This is a genomic window from Acinetobacter sp. ANC 4173, assembly GCF_004331255.1.
Lineage (GTDB): Bacteria > Pseudomonadota > Gammaproteobacteria > Pseudomonadales > Moraxellaceae > Acinetobacter.
Genome location: NZ_SJOF01000001.1, coordinates 320,729 through 342,746, shown reverse-complemented (window position 1 = coordinate 342,746; position 22,018 = coordinate 320,729). Strand labels below are relative to the sequence as shown.

The following is a 22,018-nucleotide window of genomic DNA, read 5'->3' as shown; positions in this document are numbered from 1 at the left end:
CTCCAAGCAGGGTGAAAAGTTTATGTGTTTATTGAGCTTTTAGTAGCTTCAATCGCCAAAATATAATGACAAGGTTCCGCTTTAGGATTGCTAAAAATAATTGGACGGTCTAAACAGATGGCAAGACAATCACCCTGATTCAATTGATAAGTTTGTTCACCCAACTGAATATCCAATTGTCCTGCAATGATCCAAATTTGCTGTTGAATGCTGTGATTACGTTGTGGCACATCATAGGTGACCCGTCCCTGTGCTGGAAAAAGTACTTCGACCAATTGTGTGGATGAAGCCTCTCCCTGAGGCGTGAGACTACGACGGATATATGCGGATTCAGGATCTTGCCAAACAGGTTGCTCCGCATGGCGTAAAAGTGGATTAAAAGGCGTAGGTGCTTTCGTGCCTGTAAATAAACTGGCAAGCGAAACATCCAATCCATTCGCAAGTTTATCCAACACCACCGCAGTCGGGTTGGCTGTAGCACGTTCAATCATGGAAATCATGGCGCGGCTAACTTCACTACGTGCAGCAAGTTCTTCTAAGGTATAACCACGTGCCATTCGTAGTTCACGAATACGCTGAGAAATCTGTTGATGAATGTCCATGCCTGAGCCTGATGAAAGTCTTAATCTAGTATATTGGAATTATTTTAATATACTAGATTTATTGCCATCATTCTGATGCACAATCAATCTTCTCAAGCAGTAGAGTTGGGATAGGGTATTGATGTCTCGACATAATCAATTTCTTTTATCAATTAAAAAATGATTATGAATAGTCAATAAAATAGAGATTTAAAGCTCCTTTTTCCTTTGAATGAAGATGCAGGGGATGCCGAGCTGAATGAAGGTTTAAAAGACGACGGATAAAATAAATTTCATTTGGAGAGAAAAAATAAAAAAGCGAAAGGCAAACCTTTCGCTGTATAGATTGAATGTCACATCGTTATTGTGCGTGTTCAGCCTGTTTTTCCACTTGAATACTGTCACGATAATATTGGCAGCCTTTGTATAGTAACAATGTACCGAGTACACCTGCTACAGCATTCACAATTGAAATGGAATTGCCCACCATCACGGTGTTTTGGAAATATTTATCGGTAATTAAAGCAACTGCCGTGGTTCCAATGCCTAAAGCAATCAAGTTTGACACCAAAAGGAACTTGGCGGAAACTTGGGCACGTAACTGGTTGGGCGTGAGCATTTGTGTTGCTGCTGCTGAGGCTGGAATTGGAAAAGTCGAGAAGAACATTGCCACAAAAATTAGCGCAAATGAGAGATACATATTATCAACTTGGGTGAATAAAACGCTTGGTATAATCAAGGCTGCACAGCCAATCATGCCACTACGAATGGCTGCATCGCTATAACCACGTTTAGAGAACCAGTCGATGAGCCAACCGCAGAATAATGCGCCTGAGGTATTGGCAACCAAAATAATCGTGCCAAGAATATAACCGGTTTGGCTGGCATCTAAGCCATGATTACGCATATAGAAGGCTGGTGCCCAACCGAGTAATGCGTACAGCATCATGGTGTAAAAAGAGAAGCCGATAAAATGACAGAAGAAGGTTTTTTTATGGGTTTTAATGAAGGCAATCGAATTTTTGAAAGAGGCTTTTAGCACTTGACCATCTTGATCAATTTTCAAACCTTTACGTTCAGGTTCACGCACGGTCAGAATCATCAGTAAGGCCAATAATACACCCGGTAAGCCAACAAGCATAAAAGTGAGTTGCCATGTTTTAACCTCACCAATCAAGGGTAGACTTACCAAGTTTACATTTTTGAGTAAACCAATCACATACCCCCCAATTAAAAAGGCAAGTCCTGAACCAATAAAAGCACCAATCGCATACAGACCTAAGGCGCGCCCCAGTTTTTCCTTTGGAAATAAGTCTGCAACAATCGAATAGAAGGCTGGAGAAAGTGCTGCTTCACCTGCACCAACACCTAAACGAGACAGGAACATTTGCAGAAAATTCTTGCTTAGACCACAGGCCGCCGTAGCAAAACTCCAGAAGGCAATCCCAATTGCAATAATTTTAATCCGAGATTTTTTGTCGGCAAGGGCTGCAATCGGTACACCCATAACAGCATAGAACAATGAAAATGCTAAACCTTGCAACAAGCTGAATTGGGTGTCACTCAGCATTAGGTCATGCTTAATCGGTTCAATCATCAAGGATAAAATTTGACGATCTACAAAAGAAAGAATGTAGGCCACCATACAAATGACCACCACATACCAATGGTAGGCACTGCTACGAGTTTGTGCCGTTTCATCATGCGTAGGCGAATGGTTTGAAACTGGGTGGTGTTCAAAATTTTGTGTTTCTGGTTGAATCGTCCTTTCAACCAATTCTATATCGATGGATTTATCGTTCATCACGCAACTTCCTGTGCTGACTGTTTGAGGTTATTTGATACTTTTATATTTATTTTTGTTTTTATTGTGTATCGTCTTATTTTTAATCTACGGGTTAAATCAGGCGGGGTCAATCACTTTGTGATAAAAAGATACATTTATTTTTTATTATAAAAAAAAGAGAATCATATGATTCTCTTTTGTTATACATCAGACTTAGGCAGCCCGTTCAACCAAGGTCAAAATGTCATAAGTGGCCACCAATTCATTACGTTGGTTTTTGACTTTAATGTCCCAAACCACCACACCATGCGGTTTTTGCTCTGGATCACGTAGTGGTTTTGGTGTTTTTTGCTTACAGGTCAATTCGACTTGAATGGTATCGCCAATTTTCACGGGTTCGACAAAACGCAGGTTATCCATACCATAATTGGCAATGACTGGACCTGCTGCTGCATCGACAAATAAGCCTGCGGCAGCCGAAACAATGAAGTAACCATGTGCCACGCGATCACCAAACAAGGAGTCAGCCGCAGCAATCTTATCCATGTGTGCATAGAAATGGTCGCCACTTAGGCAGGCAAAATTCACAATGTCGGCTTCGGTTACGGTACGACGTGCCGTGAGTAAACGTTCACCCACGCGCAGTTCATCAAAGTCTTTTTTGAACGGATGTACGCGGTCTTCAAATACTTGCGCACCTGCTGTCCAGCTATGACCGACTTGGGTCATGGCATTTGGTGAGCCTTGTAAAGCGGTACGTTGCATATAATGTTTTACGGCACGTAAACCCCCAAGTTCTTCACCGCCACCTGCACGTCCTGGACCACCATGCACCAAGTATGGAAGTGGCGAACCATGTCCGGTACTTTCTTTCGCACTTTCCGCATCCAGAATGTGTACACGACCATGCCATGGGGCAATTTTGGTAATTAGAGCTTCAATATTTTCATCGACATTACGCACCACAGAAGCCACCAAGCTGCCTTCACCACGCGCCACCAAATCTGCCAATTCAGTCAGATTTTGATACGGCATGAGGGTAGAAACTGGACCAAATGCTTCCACTTCGTGAATATGTTTGGCTTGAGTCGGTTGTTCACACAGCAATAAAGTGGGTGGATAAAAAGCACCTTTTTCAGGATTTTTTGCTTGAATTTCGAAGTCTTGGCGTAAGTGTCCACCCAATACCACGTTGGCATCTTGGCTGAGTTGTTCCACTTTTTCAGCGACGCTGAACTTTTGTTTCACACTCGCCAAAGCACCCATGGTCACGCCCTCAATTTCAGGGTCGCCCACCACGACTTTTTGTAGTTTAGCCACTAAACGTGTTTGTACGGTGTCGAGCAAAGCTACGGGAACAAAGGCGCGACGGATCGCGGTACATTTTTGTCCTGCTTTGGTGGTCATTTCACGGAACACTTCACGTACAAACAAATCAATGGTTTCGTCGTTGGCTTGTTCGGTCAAAATCGCACTGTTGACAGAATCGGCCTCCATACAGAATGGAATTGAGTATTGGTTTAGGTGTGGATTCGCGCGTAGGCTTTGTCCTGTAGCTGCTGAACCTGTGAACGTAACAGTATCTTGTGGGTTTAGATGTTCAATTAAATCATAAATTTGACCACAGATTAACTGCAATGAACCTGCTGGTAGGAAGCCACTTGCCAAGATATCTTTCACCACCGCATGGGTAAGTTCAGCACCTTCGGTTGCAGGTTTCACAATACATGGCACACCTGCTAAAAGTGTTGGGGCAATTTTTTCTAACATGCCCCAGATTGGAAAGTTGAAGGCATCAATATGTAATGCCACACCCGCTTTAGCGGTTAGAATATGTTTAGCACCAAAATTACCGTGTTTAGACAATGGAATCCATGCATCTTCAACCAGTGCCGTTTCATCACTAAGTTCACGACGCACAAGGCTCGAGTAGGCAAACAAAGTTCCAATGCCGCCTTCGACATCAATCCACGCATCTTTACGGGTACAGCCCGTTGCTTTAGCCAGTTCGTAATAGTGTTCTTTACGCTCTAATAAATATTGTGCCACTTGTTTTAAGGCATTGGCACGTTGGTGGAACGTCCATGTGGCAATTTCTGCCCCTTGCTTTTTCGCATAATCTACAACGGCTTTGGTGTTAATGCCATGGCTACTGACTTGGTAAATCGCTTCACCTGTAATGGCATGATAAACCGTACGTAATTCCGCCTGAGAAGAATATTCTTGTCCATACACCAAAGAACTTAGGGTTTTAAGCATCTGAGTTTGGTGCTCTTCAGTTGTATCGTGTTGCTCCACAGAGTTGTTGTCTAACTCTAGCATGGTAAAACTCCTTTTATGATACGTTTTAAGATGTTTTTTAATTTTGATGTTTCATAATTTGGTATTAAAAAGTGTAAAAGTCAATCGTAATTCGTAGGTAAAAAAATCAAACTAAAATTTAATTCCAACTAAATTTATTAAAAACAATATCTTAAGCATAAGTGTAAAATTTAATTAAATGATACCTTAAAATTAATATTGATTTTATTTGTGTATCGTTTTAATTTAATTGTATCGACACTTAGGATAAGTGAGGGAAAAATGAATAACCAACAACAAGCTTTTGATCAGCGCATTGAAAAGGACATTTCAATTGAGCCAAAGGATTGGATGCCAGATGCCTACCGCAAAACTTTAATTCGCCAAATTGGTCAGCACGGACACTCTGAAGTTGTGGGCATGTTGCCAGAAGGTAACTGGATTACACGTGCACCATCGTTAAAACGTAAAGCGGTGTTATTGGCAAAAGTTCAAGATGAAGCAGGGCATGCGTTGTACCTCTACAGTGCCGCTGAAACTTTAGGGGCTGACCGTGATGACATGATGGATAAGCTGATTGCAGGGCGGATGAAATATTCATCGATTTTTAACTATCCAACACTCACGTGGGCAGATGTGGCTGCGATTGGCTGGTTGGTGGATGGCGCTGCAATTGTGAATCAGGTTGCGCTATGCCGTACGTCATATGGTCCTTATGCGCGTGCTATGGTGCGTATTTGTAAAGAAGAAAGTTTCCATCAACGCCAAGGCTTTGAAGCCATGATGCAGTTGGCAAACGGCACCGAAGAACAGAAACAAATGGCACAAGATGCCGTGAACCGTTTCTGGTGGCCAGCGCTGATGATGTTTGGTCCAAGTGATGATAATTCTCCAAACAGTGCGCAAAGCATGCAGTGGAAAATCAAACTCTTTAGTAATGATGCTTTACGTCAAAAGTTTGTCGATAACACCGTGCCACAAGTCTTGCAACTTGGCCTAACCGTTCCAGATCCAGACTTAAAATTCAACGAAGACACAGGTCATTACGAATTTGGTGAAGTGAATTGGAATGAATTCTTTGATGTGATTGCGGGCAAAGGTCCGTGTAACCATGAACGTATTGAAGCGCGTCGTAAAGCATGGGAAGGCGGTGCATGGGTACGTGAATCTGCCGCCGTGTATGCCAAGAAACAGCAAGAACAGCAGCAAGCACAGAAAGTTGCTTAAAACAGATCGGAAATGAAGGGAAATAAGGTCATGGATAACAAAAATAACTGGTCACTTTACGAAGTGTTTATCCGTAGTAAACAAGGTTTAAGCCATCGTCACGTGGGCAGTATTCGTGCACCAGATGATGAAGTGGCACTGCAAAATGCACGTGATGTGTATACGCGTCGTAATGAAGGCATCAGTATTTGGGTGATTAAATCTGAACTGATTAGATCTTCTCAGCCCGATGAAAAACCAGAATTTTTCGATCCGTCTTTAGACAAGGTTTATCGCCATCCAACGTTTTACAACATTCCAGATGGCATTGAGCACATGTAAGGGAAGGGAGAAAAACCATGAGTAAGCAAGTTTTAGCAGAATTTCTGTTACATGTGGGCGATAGCCAGTTGATCCTGTCACACCGTTTGGCTGAATGGTGTGGACATGCGCCAGAGTTAGAACTCGATATTGCTTTAGCCAATATTGGTCTGGATTTACTGGGTCAGGCACGCACAGCCTTAAGCCTTGCAGGTCAGATTGAAGGTTTAGGTCGTGATGAAGACCAACTGGCGTATTTCAGAACCGAGCGTGAATACCGTAATTTATTGTTGGCTGAACAGCCAAATGGTGATTTTGCACAAACCATGGTACGTCAATGGTTGATGGATCATTACCACGCATTGTTGTTGGCAGCATTAACCAACAGTAGCCATGCCGATGTTTCTGCATTTGCACTCAAATCTTTAAAAGAAGTGAAATATCACTTACGTTTCTCGACCACATGGATGGAGCGTTTGAGCTTGGGCACTGCCGAAGCACATGAAAAAACTCAAAATGGTTTAAACCAGTTATGGCGTTTTACTCAAGAACTGTTCCAACTCAGCGCTGATGAAATGCAGTTGGTGGATGCAGGTTTAATTCCGAATCTTCAGATTTTAAAAGATCAATGGCTTGAGACTGTGCAATCCGAACTTGCCCGTATGCAACTCCGTCTGCCAGAAACAGGTGCCTACCGCAGTGGCGCAAAACAAGGACTGCACACGGAACACTTAGGTTACATTCTTGCAGAACTGCAATATATGCAACGTTCATATCCAAATATGGCTTGGTAAAACGAAATCACAGGGAGTGAGTCGTATGAATTTAATTCGACATGTCGCAGATGAATGCTGGAGTGTGTTAGCGCAGGTCTCTGATCCTGAAATTCCAGTCTTGTCGGTACTCGACTTAGGCATGATTCGTGGTGTTGAACTCAACGCCCAGAATGAAATTGTCGTGCGACTCACGCCCACCTATAGCGGTTGCCCGGCGACAGATGTCTTAACGGCAGATATTACCCAAGCTTTTACAGCCAAAGGTTTGACGCCAGTAAAAGTGGTGGTGGATCTTTCCGAAGTGTGGACCACGGATTGGATGAGTGAAGCGGGCAAAGAAAAATTGCAGCAATATGGAATTGCACCGCCGCAGGGCAATGCTCACAGTTGTGGTACGCATGTCGCTTTGACCGATGGCATTCAATGTCCGCGTTGCCACAGTCAGCACACCAAATTATTAAGTGAATTTAGTTCGACAGCATGTAAAGCCTTATATCGTTGCCAAGACTGCTTAGAACCTTTCGATTATTTCAAATGCATTTAATTCAAGACATTTCCAACGCACACCTGTCTGACACATATTGAAAAATCGAAAAGAAAGAGGGAATTTTAGATGAGCCAATTTGTACCATTAACAATTAAATCCATTCAGCCCCAAACTGAACAGGCAATTTGCATTGCATTTGATTTGGCACCTGAGCAGTTTGCTGCATTTGAATATCAACCAGGACAACACTTAACCATTCGTCATATGACTGATGAAGGCGAATTACGTCGTTGCTACTCGATTTGTAGCGATGTCGCAGAAGACATGAGTATTGCGATCAAGAAAATTGATCAAGGGCAATTTTCAACGTGGGCCAATGATCACTTAAAAGCAGGCGATGTACTTGAAGTGATGCCACCGCAAGGCGTGTTCTTCCAAAAAGCCGCCAAAGTGGGCGGTCAAAATTACCTTGGTTTTGCTGCGGGCAGTGGGATTACCCCAATCTTATCGATTGTGAAATCGGTTCTGAACCGCCAAGCAGATGCACAGTTTACTTTGGTCTATGGCAACCGTTCTTGGAAACAAACCATGTTTGCAGAACAAATCATGGATTTAAAAGACCGTTTTAAAGAGCGTTTACAACTGATCAATATCTTTTCTCGCGAAATGAACGACAGTGAAATTTTTAATGGTCGCATTGATGCAGAAAAATTACAGCAACTGTTCAAAGCTCAATTGATTCAGGCAGACACAGATCATTGCTTTGCCTGCGGTCCAGAAGAAATGATGACCGCTGTGGAAACCGTATTGCCAGAATTCGGTATTGAGCGCAGCAAAATTCACACCGAACGCTTTAACACGGGCACGGCACCACGCGCAACAGCACAGCAAATCGAAAGCCGTAGCGAAGAAAAGGTCAACATTATTCTGGATGGCCGTGAACTGATTATTGAAGTGTCTAAACAGGATGACAGCATTTTAGATGCAGCACTGCGTGCAGGTGCAGACTTACCGTATGCCTGTAAAGGCGGTGTCTGTGCAACCTGTAAATGTAAGGTGCTCGAAGGTCAGGTCGAAATGGCGATTAACTATAGTCTTGAACAAGATGAAGTCGAAAAAGGTTATGTGTTGAGCTGTCAGGCATTGCCAACTTCAGCCAATGTTCGTTTGAGCTTTGACGAATAAGCCTGAACAAGGAGCTGCATGATGGAATACATTAAAACCAGTTCTCCAAAATCAGGCGTAATCCTGATTGAACTGAACCGACCTGAAAAACGCAATGCCTTAAACAATGCCACCTTGCAAGAAATTGCCGACTGCCTGCAACAGTTCGAAGCAGATTCATCGGTCAAAGTGGTGGTGATTACAGGCAATTCACAATGTTTTGCCGCAGGTGCAGACCTGAATGAATTGTCTAAGCTGGATGTGGTCAGTATTCAGCAAGATCTACGTCCACAGTTGTGGAAACGCATCGATGAATTTTCTAAACCGCTGATTATGGCCATTAACGGCTATGCCTTTGGTGCAGGTTTTGAACTGGCACTGCATGGCGATATCGTGCTTGCGGGTGAAAATGCACAATTTGCTTTGCCTGAAATTGGACTCGGCATGTTGCCAGGCGCAGGCGGTACGCAGCGTTTAGCACGTTTGGTCGGACAGCAACTCACCATGCGTTGGGCGATGACAGGTGAAATGATTTCTGCGCAAACTGCGCTGCAACATGGCATTACCAGCCAAGTGTGTCCTGTGGGCTTAACCGTGCAATATGCCGTGGAATTGGCAGAGAAAATTGCCAAACAAGCACCATTGGCGATTCGTGTGATTAAGCAATCTTTAAAATCGATTCATGAAGTGACCTTAAGCCAAGGCTTAAAGCTGGAACGTCAGCATTTTGTTTGGTTGGCGGCAACACAAGATCGTCAAGAAGGCATCAATGCCTTTTTAGAGAAAAGAAAACCAGAATTTAGAGGTGTGTAATGGAATACCAAACCGTAATTGTTGAAGAAAAAAATGCAGTGGGTTATCTCACTTTTAACCGTCCACAACAACTCAATAGCTTTAATGAAGCTATGCACAAAGAAGTCTCGAGCGTACTCAAAGCATGGTCTAAAGACAGCAATATTCGTGCAGTGGTAATTTCGGCGGAAGGTCGTGGTTTCTGCGCAGGTCAGGACTTAAATGACCGTGTGGTGGACCCCAATGCAGATGCACCCGATTTAGGGTTATCAATTGAAAAATATTACAACCCGTTGATCAAACTGATTACTGAAATGCCTAAACCTGTGATCTGTGCCGTGAATGGTGTTGCAGCCGGTGCGGGTGCCAACATTGCTTTGGCTTGTGACTTGGTGATTGCTGCAAAATCAGCGTCATTTATCCAAGCGTTTTGTCGCTTAGGTTTAGTGCCAGATTCTGGTGGCACATGGTTCCTACCGCGTTTGGTCGGTCGTGCTCAGGCCATGGGCTTAGCCATGTTGGGCGATAAAATTCCAGCAGAGCAAGCCGTGCAATTGGGCATGATTTGGCAAGTGGTTGAAGATGATGCCTTGAAAGCTGAATCGCAAAAACTGGCGGAACATTTGGCGAAACAACCGACCTATGGTTTATCTCTGATTAAGAAAGCCATTCATGCGGCTGCACACAATAATTTAGATGATCAGTTGATTCTAGAACGTGATTTACAGCGTTTGGCGGGTCGTTCAAGTGATTACCGTGAAGGCGTACAAGCCTTTATGCAAAAGCGTACTCCAGAATATAAAGGTTGCTAAAACATGGAAAAGATCAATTTACAGCAGGCGCCTGTCGCTGTAATTGGTGCGGGTACCATGGGAATTGGTATCGCCCAATTGGCTGCGATGCATGGACATCCAACCTTTGTGTATGATGTAGACGCGACAAAAACTGAAGCTGCATTACAGCAACTTGCTGGGCAGCTGACGAAACGTGTGCAAGCAGGAAAAATGACGCAGGAACTGTATGACAGCACCTTTGCCAATTTAAGCATTGCACAGGAATTGTCACAGTTAGCATCCGCGCAACTGATTATTGAAGCGATTGTGGAAAAGAAAGAAGTAAAGCAAAGCTTATTTCAACAGTTGGCCGAAGTGTGCTCGAAAGAAACCATTTTTGCATCGAATACCTCTTCAATTTCGATTACCGCCATTGCGGCTGCAATTCCACATCCAGAGCGTGTCGTGGGCTTACATTTTTTTAACCCTGCACCTGTAATGAAACTGGTGGAAATTATCCGCGGCTTAAAAAGTTCAGCAGCAATTGCAGATGCCTTGTTGGACTTGATGAAGTCATGGCAAAAAGTGCCAGTCTTGGCAAAATCAACCCCAGGTTTTATTGTGAATCGTGTGGCGCGTCCATATTATGCGGAAGCCTTCCGTGCGTTACAGGAAAATGTCATACGCCCTGAACAATTAGATTTTATTCTGCGTGAATGTGGTCGCTTTGCCATGGGACCGTGTGAATTGACTGATTTAATTGGTCAGGATGTCAATTTCTCGGTCACACAAAGTGTCTATCAAGAATTCTTTTATGAGCCACGTTATCGTCCATCGTTGATTCAAAAAGAATTGGTCGATGCAGGTTGTTTGGGTCGTAAAACCCAACAAGGTTTTTACGATTATGCACAAGCAACGCCAAGCCCACAGTTTGAATTGCCTGTACGTTATGCCAAATCGGTTGAGAAACTGGCGGTAACGGTCAAAGGTGATTGGAAACATTCTTCAGGCTTGATTCAGCGTTTGGCACATGCCTCGCACCTTGAAGTGAAGTTTCAAGAAGGTGTGCAGGATGAAATCCTAGTCGGTGAAGTTTCAATCCGTCTTTCATTGGGCGAGTCAGTTGATCTGGATTATGCAGATCAGAAAGTCGTGTTGATGGATTGGCATGCAGATTGGACGCAAGCCAAAGCGATTCCTGTTGTAGCTTCAGTGGTATGTTCGGAAGTTGATCGGTCTGTTGTTGATATTTTGTTCATTGGTATGAATGTGATACCACTCTGGACACAGGATCATGCAGGACTTTATGTGTTACGAACCATTTCAATGTTGGTGAATGAAGCGTGTGAAGCGGTTTTACATGGTATTGCATCTGAGCAAGATATTGATTCTGCAATGAAATATGGTGTGAATTATCCGCAAGGTCCATTCCAGTGGGCGGAAAAAATAGGATACAACACTATTTTACAAATTCTAAAAAATCTGTATCGTGTTTATGGTGAAGAACGCTACAGACCCAGTATATATTTAGCGAAGAAAGCTGCACGAGGACAGGTGCAACATAGCCCGCAATCACAACAATTTCTTATTGCAGGCTAAAGGAAGAAGACAAATGGAACAAGTTTATATTTTAGATGGTATTCGTACGCCGATTGGTCGCTATGCTGGTGGTTTAAGTGGCATTCGTGCTGATGACTTAGCCGCATTACCGATTCAGTATTTGAAAAATCAACATCCGCATTTGCCTTGGAATGAACTGGATGAGGTGATTTTAGGTTGTGCCAACCAAGCAGGTGAAGACAACCGTAATGTCGCGCGTATGGCATCCTTATTGGCGGGTTTACCCGATTCGGTTCCTGCAATTACCGTGAATCGTTTATGTGCTTCTGGTTTAGATGCAGTAGGACTGGCGGCACGTGCCATTAAATCGGGAGAAGTCCAGTTTGTATTGGCAGGTGGTGTGGAGTCGATGAGTCGCGCACCGTTTGTACAATCTAAAGCGACGACGGCATTTAGCCGTACGCCTGAAATATTTGATAGCACGATTGGCTGGCGTTTTATCAATCCAAAATTCAAAGCGAACTTTGGTGTTGATAGCATGCCTGAAACGGCTGAACACGTGGCTGAAAAGTATCAAATTAGCCGTGATGACCAAGACCTATTTGCCTACCGCAGTCAGCAAAAAACTGCACTGGCGCAGCAAAATGGTATTTTGGCAGAAGAAATTTTGCCTGTGACTATTCAAGACCGTAAGAAAAACAGTATGACCATTGATACTGATGAGCATCCACGTGCGGAGACCACAGTCGATACCTTGGCGGCCTTAAAAGCTCCATTCCGTAAAGAAGGTGGTTCGGTCACTGCGGGCAATGCCTCAGGTGTAAACGATGGCGCGGCTTGTATATTATTGGGCAGCCAAGACTTTGCATCTAAACACGGTTTAAAACCACTGGCGAAAGTGGTGGCAATTGCCCAAGCTGGGGTTGAAGCCAAATACATGGGTATTGGTCCTGTGCCTGCAGTACAAAAAGTGCTGAAACAGACAGGTTTAACCCTCGATCAAATGGATGTGATTGAACTGAATGAAGCCTTTGCAGCTCAGTCACTCGCCGTGATGCGTGAACTGGGTTTACAAGATGATGATCAGCGTGTCAACCCAAATGGTGGTGCCATTGCACTGGGCCATCCACTGGGAATGAGTGGGACACGTTTGGTGATTACTGCGATGAAAGAACTCAAGCGCCGTAATGGAAAATATGCACTGTGTACGATGTGTGTTGGCGTAGGACAGGGTGTCGCACTGATTATAGAAAATGTGGATTAAGGACATTATCCCAAAATGAATTAACCCGCAGTCAGGAAGACTGCTTAAGGAATTAAAAATATGAATAACAATGCAATGGAAAAAATCGAAACGGCATCAGTGGATGAATTACGTAGTGTGCAATTGGAGCGCATGAAAAAGACACTGCAACACGCCTATCAAAATAGCCCAGTCTATAAAAAGAAATTTGATGAAGCAGGGGTACATCCTGATGATTTCAAATGCTTAGAAGACTTGGCAAAATTTCCGTTCACCACCAAAAAAGATTTACGTGATAACTATCCGTTTGGCATGTTTGCTGTGCCACAAGAACAGATTATCCGTATTCATGCGTCATCGGGTACAACAGGTCAGCCAACTGTGGTGGGTTATACCCAAAATGATATTCATGTTTGGTCAGATGTCGTTGCGCGCTCATTACGTGCAGCAGGATTGTCAAATAAAGACATTATTCAAGTGTCTTATGGCTACGGTCTGTTTACGGGTGGTCTGGGCGCGCATTATGGCGTAGAACGTTTGGGCGCAACCGTGATTCCTATGTCGGGTGGTCAAACAGAACGCCAAGCGCAATTGATTCAGGATTTTAAACCGACGGCATTGATGGTGACGCCATCCTATTGCTTAAACATTATTGAAGCATTAGAAAAGAAATTTGGGACCGCAAAAGACTGTTCAATCAAAACGGGAATCTTTGGTGCTGAACCTTGGACCAATGAAATGCGCCGCGAGATTGAAGATCGTCTCGGTATTAATGCCTTGGACATCTATGGTTTATCCGAAGTGATGGGACCTGGCGTTGCAATGGAATGTTTAGAGACCAAAGACGGTCCAACCATTTGGGAAGATCATTTCTATCCAGAAATCATTCACCCTGAAACAGGTGAAGTGCTCCCTGATGGTGAGTTGGGCGAGTTAGTATTCACGACCATTACCAAAGAAGGGATGCCCGTGATTCGTTACCGTACCCGTGACTTGACCCGTTTATTGCCAGGGACTGCACGTCCTATGCGCCGTATGGATAAAATCGTTGGTCGTAGCGATGACATGATGATTATTCGTGGGGTAAATGTGTTCCCTTCACAAATTGAAGAGCAAATTTTACATATTCCACAATTGGTGCCGAACTACCAAATTCAAATTTGCAAAAAAGGACACTTGGATACTTTGCATATTCGTGCTGAAATGCGTAAAGATGTGAGTGAAACCTTAACCCCACAAATTGCAGCTTTATTGAAAGCCCAAATCAAGACCATGGTGGGTATTTCAGTGATGGTTGAAATTTTACCAGAAGGTAGCCTGCCACGTTCTGAGGGGAAAGCGCAACGCGTCTTTGATATTCGAAAATCGGCATAAGTTTTAGTTGAATGATAGATCGCATGATTTATCATTCTGATCTGACAAGGTAATAGTTGAACGAAATGAATCTAAAATTAAAACAAGTTATTGATGATTTCATTAGCAACGAAGCACTGAGCGGTACCTCGCTGATTATGACCATCTTTGGTGATTGTATTTTTCACCGTGGTGGCATTATTAGTCTGGCCAGCTTAATTCAGTTAATGGATGTGTTTGGTTTTAACGAGCGTTCAGTTCGTACAGCCGTATTTCGCCTTGTCCAAAATGGTTGGCTGATTTCCGAGAAAATCGGACGCACCAGTTACTACCGTGTCACGGAAAGCAGTCGCCAACGCTTTATTATGGCAGACCAGAAAATTTATAGTTTCACCCAACAAGAATGGGACCAAAAATGGGATCTGGTGTTACTCAGTTCTGTTGAGCTGGAAAATAAAGTCACTTTGAAAAAAGAGTTGGAATGGCTCGGTTTTGCCAATATCGCCACCAATGTCATGGCGTATCCGGGCTGTGATCATCTCAAATTACAAAATTTGTTGCTTAGCCTAAAAATGACCGACCAAGTGGTGATCTTTAAAGCGGAAGCTTTACAGTTGTGGCAAGAGTCTTATCCAACCGTCAAACGTATGGTCGAGATCAATTGGCCAGTACAAGAGTTACATCAGCGTTATGAAAAGTTCATCAGTGATTTCAGAGAATTCTTTAATTTGGTTGAAAGTGAAGAAGAACTGAATCCGATGCAAGCGTTTCAGATTCGTATTCTATTGATTCATCAATTCCGTCGAATTTTATTGAAAGATCCGAATTTACCCTTTGAATTATTGCCGTCGAACTGGCTGTCGCTGAATTCACGTAATTTAAGCAGTAATCTGTATCAAACCGTGGTACTGGCAGGGGATGAATTCTTCCTCGACATCGCACGGACGTCAGAAGGTTCAATGCCACCTGCACATCCACAATTTTATAAGCGTTTTGGCGGCTTAAAGCAGGAAGAGCCGAGTTACTAAGCTCAAATATAGCCCTACAGTTTAAGGAATAAACTATGCCTTGTTATGCCATCGATGGCGTCATTCCAGTGGTTAGCCCAAAAGCTTATGTGCATCCCACAGCAGTTTTAATTGGGGATGTGATTGTTGAAGAGGGGGCTTATATTGGTCCTTTTGCTGCCTTGCGCGCAGACTTCGGCGGCATTCATATTCATAAAAATGCCAATGTGCAGGATTCCTGCATTATTCATGGTTTTCCAAACAATGTGACCGTGGTGGAAGAGTTTGGTCATATTGGACATGGCGCAATTTTGCACGGTTGCCGTATTGCTAAAAATGTCTTAATTGGCATGAACAGCGTGATTTTAGATGAAGCTATTATTGGCGAAAATACGATTGTCGGTGCCAATAGCACGGTAAAAGCCAAAGCTGAAATTCCAGCAAATTCCTTGGTGGTTGGTAGTCCTGCCCGCGTGATTCGTAGTTTGGATGAAAAAGAAATTGCGTGGAAATTTAAGGGTACTCAGCAATATATGGATTTAACCCTCCGCTGTTTAAACAGTCTACAAGAGGTTGAACCTTTAACTGAAAACTCAGCAACGCGTTTAACGCATACGCATTTTAATACTGACCATGTGATTAAGAGCCAAGCGGTTTAAAGAGAAGAGATTCGAATAGATGGCTTCATGTGGAGCCATAAAATTTTCGTGTATCTATTTTTCAACTTACTGTCTTCAATATTCTTTAACACCTTAAATTTTAGATCGCGAAAATCGTCCTATTTTGTGTTGGGTATAAGATGATTTTTCGCATCGATTTTATGTGTAAAAAAATTGAATGGATACAACCTTTAAACATTGCCAGTAATGCATTTTAGAGCTGGTTACAGGAATTTGTTTTATAAAATAAAATGTTCCAGTATGATGATATTTCCAACAATAAAATATTGAATATCAATTGGAACTTTATAATGAAAGGTACATTAGTAGATTTTAACTTCCAGATTAATGAAGGTGTAATCCAAGGGGATGATGGAAAGCGTTACAGCTTTTTTGATTTGGAATGGAAAGACCAAATTTCACCCGCACGTGGTCAAAATGTCGATTTTGCAGTAAATAATTTAAATCAGGCTATTAATATTTATGTGCTAGCCGCACGCCAGCCCGTTTTCGAAAAAAGAAATAATCAACATACAGAACAATTGCAAGCCGAAGAGAATTTTGGTTTCTTCGATTGGGCCATGAAATGTTTAAAAAATTACGTTAATTTTTCGGGGCGTGCTCGCCGTAAAGAATATTGGTATTTTTATCTTTTCCAGATTTTAATTGGACTCATCCTTGGTTTAAGTCTAGGTATTATGGGGGTAAGCGAAGGTGGAATAGATGCCATTTCGAGCTTACTTTCATTGTTCTTCTTTTTACCTACACTGGCAGTCGGGGCACGTCGCTTACATGATGTGAACCGTTCGGGTTGGTGGATGCTCTTGGCGCTTACGATTATTGGGCTTATTCCTTTGTTGATTTGGGCTGTTTCAGAAACTAAACCTGAATCGAACCAATGGGGAGAGCCAGCAAAGTAAATATATGCGTTAAGGCTTGATCTGATAGTGACTCTTTTCTGTGTTTCTGTCAGGTTGAGTTTAAGAAAATGATATTACATTTAATTTTTTCATTAGAATTAAATTATTTGGTTGTGGGTTATTATTAACTAGATTAGAAAAGACATTGGCTTATAAAAATGAAAAACTTTAGTGGTATAGCTCAGATTACAGATACAGGTATAAAAAAGCATTTCAAAAGTACCGAGCCTTATAAAGCTATCTTTGAGTTTGTTTGGAATGGCTTTGATGCTAAAGCAAATAATGTTCACATAGATCTACAAAAAAATGGATTAGATACATTGGAGTCAATTACTATTTTTGATGATGGTGATGGTATCGATTTATCAAATCTGAATAATAGTTTCGAAAAGTTCAATGAATCAAATAAAAAAGATGATGATGATAAACATGGTTCGCATGGTAGAGGTCGATTAGCTTTTTATAAGTTAGCTAATAAAGCTACTTGGTTTACTAAATGGGATAATAAAAATGTAAAAATTGAGATTTCTGCCGATACTATTTCACAATACAGTGGAGAATATATTGAAGAGAAAAAGCAGAATAAATTATTAAATAATATAAAATCAGGAACTTATGTTGTTTTGAGTTCATTATATCCTAAAATTCCGTTCCCAGCAGAGGAAACATTGCTAGATAGCTTGAAGAGGGAATTCAGTTGGTTATTGATCATAAATCCACATAAAAAACTATTTTTGAATGGAATTGAAGTTCCAATTTTAGAAAATACGTGTTTTGAAAAATCGGTTCAGATCGATAATATAGAGTTTAAAATAAAAGCTATAAGATGGCATGAAAAGTTGAGTCATGATAAATCATGCAATTATTTGCTTGATTCACATCATAAAATTATCTATAAGGAATTAAGTAAGGCAAATAACAAGATTGAATTTTATACGAGTTGTTATGCTTTATCAGCATGGAATGATAGTTATAATAAAGATGAACTAGAAATGGATTCTAATGCTGAATCGCAACAAAAAATATTGAAAAAAATTAATAAAGAGATGAGTGATTTCTTAAAAGAAATTTATGAAGAATATCTTAGAGAATATGTTGATGCGAAAATAGAAAGTTATGATGAGAAAGGTTATTTCCCATCTTATCTTGGTTATGATAGCAGCTATGCATTATGGCGAAAGAAAAATACAAAGGATGCTGTTAAAAGTATATATTTAGCTGACCCAAAAATTTTTGCTAATCTTGCGACTAAACCGTTAAAAATTATTATTCGAATGTTGGATAAACTTTTAGTATCTAAAGAAAATGATGCAATATTTGATGTTTTGGATGATGTTTTGGATTTAAGCGATACTCAAGTTGGTTTATTAGCTAAACAATTAAAAACGACCACTTTAGAAAATATTATTAGCACTATTGAGACCTTACAAAAAAGGGAGCTAGCGGTAAATCAACTAAAGGAGTTAATGGATAACCATTATAATTCGGTACTAGAAACACCTGATTTACAAAAAATTATTGAGGCTAATACTTGGCTTTTTGGCGCTCAATACGAAATTTTAGGTGCTGAGGAAGATTCATTTACAAAAATAACTCAAAGATTGAGAGATCAGATTAGAGGTATTAATCATGTTAGTTCCGATGATTTAGATAAAAATGATGCAGTTAATCAAGTTGTAGTAGATGGTCTAAATAGACAAGTAGATTTATTTTTAGCTAGAAAAAATAAAACCTTTGATACTTTAAACAATCCTATATACAAATGTGTAATTATTGAAATAAAAAGACCAAGTGTTTCATTAAATAAGAAACATATGAATCAATTGCTAGATTATGCAGAAATTTTGTCTAAATTTCCTGAATTTAGTAATGATGAAATTTATTTTGAACTCATTTTAATTGGAAGAAAAATTTCTAAAGATGATTTTTCAATAACATCTCATCTAAACAGTCAAAAAGATAAAGGTGAAAAAGGATTAGTATTACATGATGGAAATATTAAATGTTATGTAAAAAGCTGGTATTCAATTTTCCAAGATTTTAAGTTATCTAACTCTTATTTACTAGATAATCTTAAATCTAAATATGAAGATTTATCTGATGAAAGTAAAATTTCTCTTGTAGATGATTTGCAAGGACAAAAAGCTAGCTAAAAAATAAAAGCCCCTACATCAGTAGAGGCTTTTCTTAATCTTAAATCTTAAGACACTTTATCACCCGGTTTAGCGCCAGATTCAGGTGAAATCACCCAAACGCCGTCACCATTACCTGCTGCAAGTACCATACCGTTAGAAATACCAAAACGCATTTTACGTGGTGCAAGGTTAGCGACCATCACCACCAATTTGCCTTTAAGGTCTTCTGGTTGATAGAACTCACGAATACCGCTAAACACATTGCGAGGTTCAGCTTCACCTACATTTAAAGTCAATTGAAGCAGTTTGTCTGAACCTTCAACCGTAGCAGCTTCTAAAACTTCAGCAACACGTAGGTCAACTTTCATAAAGTCTTCAATACCGATAATTTCAGCTTCACCGACTTTAGGCTCTGGCTTTTTCTCGGCCTTCTTCTCTTTTTTCTTTTCCACTTTTACAGGTTCAGCCGCAGCCGCTAAAGAGTCTTTAGACGCATCGACCATTGCCGCAACCGCTTTCGGGTCTACACGTTGCATTAAAGGTTGGAACAATGCAATTTCATGATCAACCAATGCCGTTTGAGCAGAAGCAAAATCAAAGCGGTCTAGTTTTAAAAACTCTTGAACTTGAGCCGCTAAAGTCGGAAGAACTGGGGCTAAATACACTGCCAATTGACGGAACAGGTTAATCCCCACCGAACAAACATCGTGTACTTGTTGCTCTTCGCCTTCAACTTTGGCTAAAGCCCACGGTTTTTTCTCATCGATATATTGGTTGGCTTTATCTGCAAGTGCCATGATTTCACGAATCGCGGCAGAGAACTCACGTGCTTCATATTGAGACGCAATCGAAGAACTCGCATCGATAAAGCTTTGTAACAATTCAGGTTCTGCACAAGTTGTTGATAATTTATTATCGAACTTGGTGTTGATGAATTTTGCACAGCGGCTGGCAATGTTGACCACTTTACCAACTAGATCTGAGTTTACTTTCTGAACGAAATCATCCAAGTTTAAATCAGAATCTTCAACTTTATCAGACAGTTTGGACGCGAAGTAGTAACGTAAATATTCAGGATTTAAGTGTTCTAAATAAGTTTCAGCTTTAATGAATGTGCCGCGAGATTTCGACATCTTCTGACCATTTACAGTCAAGAAACCATTCACAAATAAACCTGACGGCGTACGGTAGTTTGCACCTTCAAGCATTGCAGGCCAGAACAGGGCATGGAAGTAAACGATGTCTTTGCCAATGAAGTGATAGACTTCATTTTTAGAATCTTTTTTCCAGAAGTCATCGAAGTTGAGTTCAGGACGTTTGGTTTTAATGTAGTTTTCAAAACTCGACATATAACCAATCGGCGCATCGACCCACACATAGAAATATTTGTTTGGCGCATCTGGAATTTCAAAACCGAAATACGGTGCATCACGAGAAATATCCCAATCTGCCAAACCTGCTTCAAACCATTCATCTAACTTGTTGGCAATTGAAACAGGTAAACGACCTTCATCACGCGTCCATTTCTGTAAATATTCACCAAAGTTTGGCAATTTAAAGAAGTAATGATCTGAAGATTTCTCAACAGGCGTTGCACCACTTAAAGTCGATTTTGGGTTTAAAAGTTCAGTCGCGTTGTAAGTTGTCCCGCAGACTTCACACGCATCGCCATATTGATCTTCCGATTTACATTTCGGGCACGTGCCTTTAATGAAACGATCCGATAAGAACATGCCTTTTTCTGGGTCAAACAGTTGCGATACAGGGCGAACTGCAATATTACCCGCTTCACGGTTTTTTACATAAATTTCAGAGGCACGAGAGCGGTTTTCATCACTATGGGTTGAATCATAATGATCGAAATGCACGCCAAAACCATCAAAATCACGGATGTGTTCTTTTTGCACATTGGCAATTTGTTGTTCTGGAGAAATGCCATTGGCTTCTGCACGTAGCATAATGGCTGTACCATGAGCATCATCCGCACAGACATAAGTCACATCATGTCCCATTGCACGCATGGCACGAACCCAGATATCTGCTTGGATATAACCGAGTAAGTGACCCATATGGATAGGGCCATTGGCGTATGGTAGGGCGTTAGTGACTAAAATATTACGCACGGATATGACTCTCTCATTCGTATTTTATATAAGGTCAACGATTTTACCTTAGATAGCCGCGACTTGCACAAGTGAATCAATTAAAAGTTTTCAAAAGAGACTAAGCCCGTATGAATTGGTGGCTCTGATTGAGTATTTATTGCCAATTTGAGCATGATGTTGAAAAAGAAAAATCAATAGGGAATAGTTTGTCTAAAAAAAGCGTAAAAAATTTTGCTGATCTTTCCACTAAAATTTTAGACGGGGTGTTAAAACTGGTTGGTTATACCTTTATATTGTTGTTGGCTGTGATCATTATCTTCTATCTTGCATTTTCGATTTGGTTTGCAAATATAAGAGATGAGCAAAATGCAGAATGATAGCTACAAAGTCAGCACTATGATCATCAGACTTTTCCATATTTGGCTGAACACCTGTTCTTTTATCAGCGGATGCATGTGGGCGATCGTGGTGCTTGGGTGGTGGTTTATCTTTTGGATGAACAGACCAAAAAGAAATTTTTACTTCAGTTACAACAGCAAGAAATTCAACCAAGAAGTACGCAGATTGAATGTATCCAACCGACCATTAAAAAGCGTTGGAAAAGTTGGCATCCCAATATTCATTATCTACAGCCAGTTGAATGGTTAAAAGATCATAATGATGACAAAGTACATGATTCTTTTATTGTTTATGGTTCAGAAAAGCATATTCAGATTGTAGAACGAGCATGTTCACAACAGAACTTTTTCAGGTTGAACACTACTAAAGAAAAGGCACATGATTATTGGGCAATTTCTGAAAAGGAAAAATTGCTATTCAGTGTATATGTCATCGACTAAATTAATTTAA

General features: G+C 41.1%; 20 protein-coding genes. 16 read left to right on the top strand and 4 right to left on the bottom strand.

Features of this window, described 5'->3' with window-relative positions:
* Positions 1–20 precede the first annotated feature (20 nt).
* The 3 genes from E0H94_RS01545 to paaZ form a co-directional block, all read right to left on the bottom strand.
* Entirely contained in the window at positions 21–602 is a 582-nt protein-coding gene (locus tag E0H94_RS01545; protein WP_131324809.1) for a helix-turn-helix domain-containing protein, read from the bottom strand.
* Between the two features lie 340 nt (positions 603–942).
* Positions 943–2,388, bottom strand: coding sequence for a spinster family MFS transporter (locus tag E0H94_RS01540; protein ID WP_171462029.1), 1,446 nt, complete (start codon positions 2,386–2,388; stop codon positions 943–945).
* A gap of 192 nt (positions 2,389–2,580) precedes the next feature.
* Positions 2,581–4,626 (bottom strand): phenylacetic acid degradation bifunctional protein PaaZ, encoded by a 2,046-nt coding sequence (paaZ, locus tag E0H94_RS01535; protein WP_227548533.1) that lies wholly within the window; start codon positions 4,624–4,626, stop codon positions 2,581–2,583.
* Between the two features lie 324 nt (positions 4,627–4,950).
* Here paaZ and paaA point away from each other — a divergent pair, with 324 nt between their 5' ends.
* From paaA to E0H94_RS01465, 14 genes are all read left to right on the top strand, one after another.
* On the top strand, positions 4,951–5,895 hold the full coding sequence (paaA, locus tag E0H94_RS01530) for a 1,2-phenylacetyl-CoA epoxidase subunit PaaA (RefSeq protein ID WP_131324806.1): 945 nt from the start codon (positions 4,951–4,953) through the stop codon (positions 5,893–5,895).
* Between the two features lie 30 nt (positions 5,896–5,925).
* On the top strand, positions 5,926–6,216 hold the full coding sequence (paaB, locus tag E0H94_RS01525; protein ID WP_131324805.1) for a 1,2-phenylacetyl-CoA epoxidase subunit PaaB: 291 nt from the start codon (positions 5,926–5,928) through the stop codon (positions 6,214–6,216).
* Between the two features lie 17 nt (positions 6,217–6,233).
* Complete coding sequence (gene paaC, locus E0H94_RS01520; protein ID WP_131324804.1) at positions 6,234–6,989, top strand: 1,2-phenylacetyl-CoA epoxidase subunit PaaC; 756 nt, start codon at positions 6,234–6,236, stop codon at positions 6,987–6,989.
* A 25-nt stretch (positions 6,990–7,014) separates the two neighbouring features.
* Positions 7,015–7,515 (top strand): 1,2-phenylacetyl-CoA epoxidase subunit PaaD, encoded by a 501-nt coding sequence (paaD, locus tag E0H94_RS01515; RefSeq protein WP_131324803.1) that lies wholly within the window; start codon positions 7,015–7,017, stop codon positions 7,513–7,515.
* Positions 7,516–7,584: 69 nt separating this feature from the next.
* Positions 7,585–8,643 carry a 1,2-phenylacetyl-CoA epoxidase subunit PaaE gene (gene paaE / locus E0H94_RS01510; RefSeq protein ID WP_131324802.1) on the top strand — a complete coding sequence of 353 codons (1,059 nt, stop codon included), beginning with the start codon at positions 7,585–7,587 and terminating at the stop codon, positions 8,641–8,643.
* Between the two features lie 18 nt (positions 8,644–8,661).
* Positions 8,662–9,435 (top strand): enoyl-CoA hydratase-related protein, encoded by a 774-nt coding sequence (locus E0H94_RS01505; protein ID WP_227548526.1) that lies wholly within the window; start codon positions 8,662–8,664, stop codon positions 9,433–9,435.
* Positions 9,435–10,226, top strand: coding sequence for a 2-(1,2-epoxy-1,2-dihydrophenyl)acetyl-CoA isomerase PaaG (gene paaG / locus E0H94_RS01500; RefSeq protein ID WP_131324801.1), 792 nt, complete (start codon positions 9,435–9,437; stop codon positions 10,224–10,226). The genes E0H94_RS01505 and paaG overlap by 1 nt, the downstream gene beginning before the upstream one ends.
* A 3-nt stretch (positions 10,227–10,229) precedes the next feature.
* Positions 10,230–11,786 (top strand): 3-hydroxyacyl-CoA dehydrogenase, encoded by a 1,557-nt coding sequence (locus E0H94_RS01495; RefSeq protein ID WP_131324800.1) that lies wholly within the window; start codon positions 10,230–10,232, stop codon positions 11,784–11,786.
* A gap of 13 nt (positions 11,787–11,799) precedes the next feature.
* Complete coding sequence (gene pcaF, locus E0H94_RS01490) at positions 11,800–13,011, top strand: 3-oxoadipyl-CoA thiolase (protein ID WP_131324799.1); 1,212 nt, start codon at positions 11,800–11,802, stop codon at positions 13,009–13,011.
* A gap of 60 nt (positions 13,012–13,071) precedes the next feature.
* Positions 13,072–14,364, top strand: a complete 1,293-nt coding sequence (gene paaK, locus E0H94_RS01485) for a phenylacetate--CoA ligase PaaK (RefSeq protein ID WP_131324798.1) — start codon at positions 13,072–13,074, stop codon at positions 14,362–14,364.
* A 65-nt stretch (positions 14,365–14,429) separates the two neighbouring features.
* Entirely contained in the window at positions 14,430–15,371 is a 942-nt protein-coding gene (locus E0H94_RS01480; protein WP_131324797.1) for a PaaX family transcriptional regulator C-terminal domain-containing protein, read from the top strand.
* Between the two features lie 35 nt (positions 15,372–15,406).
* Complete coding sequence (locus E0H94_RS01475) at positions 15,407–16,009, top strand: gamma carbonic anhydrase family protein (RefSeq protein ID WP_131324796.1); 603 nt, start codon at positions 15,407–15,409, stop codon at positions 16,007–16,009.
* Positions 16,010–16,320: 311 nt separating this feature from the next.
* Positions 16,321–16,929, top strand: coding sequence for a DUF805 domain-containing protein (locus tag E0H94_RS01470; protein WP_131324795.1), 609 nt, complete (start codon positions 16,321–16,323; stop codon positions 16,927–16,929).
* Positions 16,930–17,087: 158 nt separating this feature from the next.
* On the top strand, positions 17,088–19,082 hold the full coding sequence (locus E0H94_RS01465; protein ID WP_131324794.1) for an ATP-binding protein: 1,995 nt from the start codon (positions 17,088–17,090) through the stop codon (positions 19,080–19,082).
* Positions 19,083–19,129: 47 nt separating this feature from the next.
* Here the strand turns inward: E0H94_RS01465 and metG are convergent, their stop codons facing one another.
* Complete coding sequence (metG, locus tag E0H94_RS01460; RefSeq protein WP_131324793.1) at positions 19,130–21,187, bottom strand: methionine--tRNA ligase; 2,058 nt, start codon at positions 21,185–21,187, stop codon at positions 19,130–19,132.
* A gap of 128 nt (positions 21,188–21,315) precedes the next feature.
* Between metG and E0H94_RS18600 the strand changes: the two genes are divergently transcribed.
* Together E0H94_RS18600 and E0H94_RS01455 are read left to right on the top strand one after the other, a co-directional pair.
* Positions 21,316–21,546: a hypothetical protein gene (locus tag E0H94_RS18600; protein ID WP_227548525.1), complete on the top strand. Its 231-nt coding sequence runs from the start codon at positions 21,316–21,318 to the stop codon at positions 21,544–21,546.
* Between the two features lie 42 nt (positions 21,547–21,588).
* Complete coding sequence (locus E0H94_RS01455; RefSeq protein ID WP_227548524.1) at positions 21,589–22,008, top strand: hypothetical protein; 420 nt, start codon at positions 21,589–21,591, stop codon at positions 22,006–22,008.
* Positions 22,009–22,018 lie beyond the last annotated feature (10 nt).

Coding starts and splice junctions, on each gene's coding strand:
- E0H94_RS01545 (WP_131324809.1), bottom strand. CDS start 602: ATGGACATTCATCAACAGATTTCTCAGCGTATTCGTGAACTACGAATG.
- paaZ (WP_227548533.1), bottom strand. CDS start 4,626: ATGCTTAAAACCCTAAGTTCTTTGGTGTATGGACAAGAATATTCTTCT.
- paaA (WP_131324806.1), top strand. CDS start 4,951: ATGAATAACCAACAACAAGCTTTTGATCAGCGCATTGAAAAGGACATT.
- paaB (WP_131324805.1), top strand. CDS start 5,926: ATGGATAACAAAAATAACTGGTCACTTTACGAAGTGTTTATCCGTAGT.
- paaC (WP_131324804.1), top strand. CDS start 6,234: ATGAGTAAGCAAGTTTTAGCAGAATTTCTGTTACATGTGGGCGATAGC.
- paaD (WP_131324803.1), top strand. CDS start 7,015: ATGAATTTAATTCGACATGTCGCAGATGAATGCTGGAGTGTGTTAGCG.
- paaE (WP_131324802.1), top strand. CDS start 7,585: ATGAGCCAATTTGTACCATTAACAATTAAATCCATTCAGCCCCAAACT.
- E0H94_RS01505 (WP_227548526.1), top strand. CDS start 8,662: ATGATGGAATACATTAAAACCAGTTCTCCAAAATCAGGCGTAATCCTG.
- paaG (WP_131324801.1), top strand. CDS start 9,435: ATGGAATACCAAACCGTAATTGTTGAAGAAAAAAATGCAGTGGGTTAT.
- E0H94_RS01495 (WP_131324800.1), top strand. CDS start 10,230: ATGGAAAAGATCAATTTACAGCAGGCGCCTGTCGCTGTAATTGGTGCG.
- pcaF (WP_131324799.1), top strand. CDS start 11,800: ATGGAACAAGTTTATATTTTAGATGGTATTCGTACGCCGATTGGTCGC.
- paaK (WP_131324798.1), top strand. CDS start 13,072: ATGAATAACAATGCAATGGAAAAAATCGAAACGGCATCAGTGGATGAA.
- E0H94_RS01480 (WP_131324797.1), top strand. CDS start 14,430: ATGAATCTAAAATTAAAACAAGTTATTGATGATTTCATTAGCAACGAA.
- E0H94_RS01475 (WP_131324796.1), top strand. CDS start 15,407: ATGCCTTGTTATGCCATCGATGGCGTCATTCCAGTGGTTAGCCCAAAA.
- E0H94_RS01470 (WP_131324795.1), top strand. CDS start 16,321: ATGAAAGGTACATTAGTAGATTTTAACTTCCAGATTAATGAAGGTGTA.
- E0H94_RS01465 (WP_131324794.1), top strand. CDS start 17,088: ATGAAAAACTTTAGTGGTATAGCTCAGATTACAGATACAGGTATAAAA.